This window comes from Streptomyces sp. SID5910, assembly GCF_009862125.1.
Lineage (GTDB): Bacteria > Actinomycetota > Actinomycetes > Streptomycetales > Streptomycetaceae > Streptomyces.
Window position 1 is genome coordinate 1 of sequence record NZ_WWHX01000096.1, and the last position, 1,885, is coordinate 1,885.

At 73.0% G+C, this 1,885-nt stretch carries 2 protein-coding genes; both read left to right on the forward strand.

Features of this window, described 5'->3' with window-relative positions; genetic code table 11:
- The first annotated feature begins 126 nt into the window (after positions 1 to 126).
- Positions 127 to 972 (forward strand): (2Fe-2S)-binding protein, encoded by an 846-nt coding sequence (locus tag GTW67_RS03645; RefSeq protein WP_161163343.1) that lies wholly within the window; start codon positions 127 to 129, stop codon positions 970 to 972.
- 320 nt (positions 973 to 1,292) lie between these two features.
- A partial coding sequence (locus GTW67_RS03650) for a DUF2637 domain-containing protein (RefSeq protein WP_161163344.1) occupies positions 1,293 to 1,885 on the forward strand: 593 nt, incomplete at its 3' end.

Consider the following 1,885-nt stretch of genomic DNA (forward strand, 5'->3'; position numbering starts at 1 on the left):
CGGTTCGCCGTTCGGTCCGTCAAGCACCATAAGCGCACAACCCGCCTCTTCCCCCATCGAGGATTGTGGGTAAGGTAAGGCTTACCTCAAGCAACACGTCGCCCTGCTATGGATCGGTGGTCCCGCATGCCTGTCTCCCACCCGGCCGTCGCGGACTCCTACGCGCGCCTGTCCGAGGTCCTGCCGGGACTGGGCGTCACCGTGCCGGAGTCCGGACAGGAGCTGCCCGGCGGCGGCGGCTGGGTCGCCGCGTCCGCGCTCGCGGCCGGCGGTGCGGAGCTGGAGGCCTTCCTCGCCTGGGACGACGCCCAGGTGGTCCGGGACTACGGGCAGCGGGCCCGGCCGGACGTGATCGCGAGCTTCGGTCTCCACCGGTACGCCTGGCCGGCCTGCCTGCTGATCACCGTGCCCTGGTTCCTGCACCGCCGGGTGCCCCGCTACCCGGCCGCGCACGTCGCCTACGACCGCACCGCCGAGGGCCTGCCGCTGGGCCGCATGGCCGCGCGTCCCGCCGGCTTCGCCTGCCTGCCCGGCGACCCGGCCGCCGCGCTGCCCGGCGCCCGGGTGGTCGCCGACGAGGAGGCGCTGCGGGCCGAGGTGCGGGCCGCGGTCGCCGAGCACCTGGAACCGGTGCTGGCCGGCTTCGGACCGCGCATGCGCCGGCGCGGACGGGCCCTGTGGGGCATGGCGACCGACGAGGTCGTCGAGGGCCTCTGGTACGTCGCCCACCTGTTCGGCGAGCAGGAGCGCGCCCGGCAGGAACTGGAGCTGCTGCTGCCGGGGGCGACCAAGCCGTACGTCGGCAAGGCCGCGTTCCGGGAGCTGACCGGTCCGGACGGCGAGCCGCTGCACACCCGGGACCGCGCGAGCTGCTGCATGTTCTACACGCTGCGCCCCGAGGACACGTGCGCCACCTGCCCGCGCACCTGCGACACGGATCGCGTCAACAAGCTGCTCGCCACCGCCGGTTGAGCCACCGCCGGTTGAGCCACCCGCGGGTACGGCCGCCCGGCGCCGCCCGCTAAGATCATCCGCGCCGGGGCCGCGCGACGCCCGCGGGCTGTTTCACAACTCCCTCACGCGTCGCGGGAACTTTCCGCGGAACCACCCGTACGGGTATTCTTATTCGAACTCAACTCCCGTCCCTCAAGCGGCAGTTCGAGCAGAACGCCGTCCCCGGGCATCCCCCCTCACTCCCTTGGCGGCCTCTTGCCCCGAAACCCCCTGAGGGCTGCCGGGTTTGGGCCACCATGGCGGGCGTTACGCCCTATCCCAAGGCAAGGGACCCCCAGATGAGATTGACCGACATATCGCTGAACTGGCTGCTTCCCGGCGCCGTACTGCTCCTGGGCATGCTGGCGGCGGTGGCGGTGCTCGCGCGCGGAAAGCGCTCCTCGGGGAAGGACGCGGGCGCGGACGACTCGTGGGAGCGCATGGAGGAGCGCCGCCGGCGCAAGGAGGCCCTCTACGGCACCTTCTCCTACGTGCTGCTCTTCTGCTGCGCCGCGGTCGCCGCGGCCCTCTCCTTCCACGGGCTGGTCGGCTTCGGCGAGCAGAACCTCGGTCTGACCGGCGGCTGGCAGTACCTGGTCCCGTTCGGGCTCGACGGCGCGGCGATGTTCTGCTCCGTGCTCGCGGTGCGCGAGGCCAGCCACGGTGACGCCGCGCTCGGCTCCCGCATACTCGTGTGGGCCTTCGCGTTCGCCGCGGCCTGGTTCAACTGGGTGCACGCGCCCCGGGGCCTCGGACACGCGGGCGCCCCGCACTTCTTCGCGGGCATGTCCCTGTCGGCGGCGGTGCTGTTCGACCGGGCCCTGAAGCAGACCCGCCGGGCCGCCCTGCGCGAGCAGGGCCTGGTGCCGCGCCCGCTGCCGCAGATCCGCAT

What these genes read in the sequence shown, in the direction of transcription:
- GTW67_RS03645 (WP_161163343.1), top strand. Translation starts at nt 127, where the DNA reads ATGCCTGTCTCCCACCCGGCCGTCGCGGACTCCTACGCGCGCCTGTCC.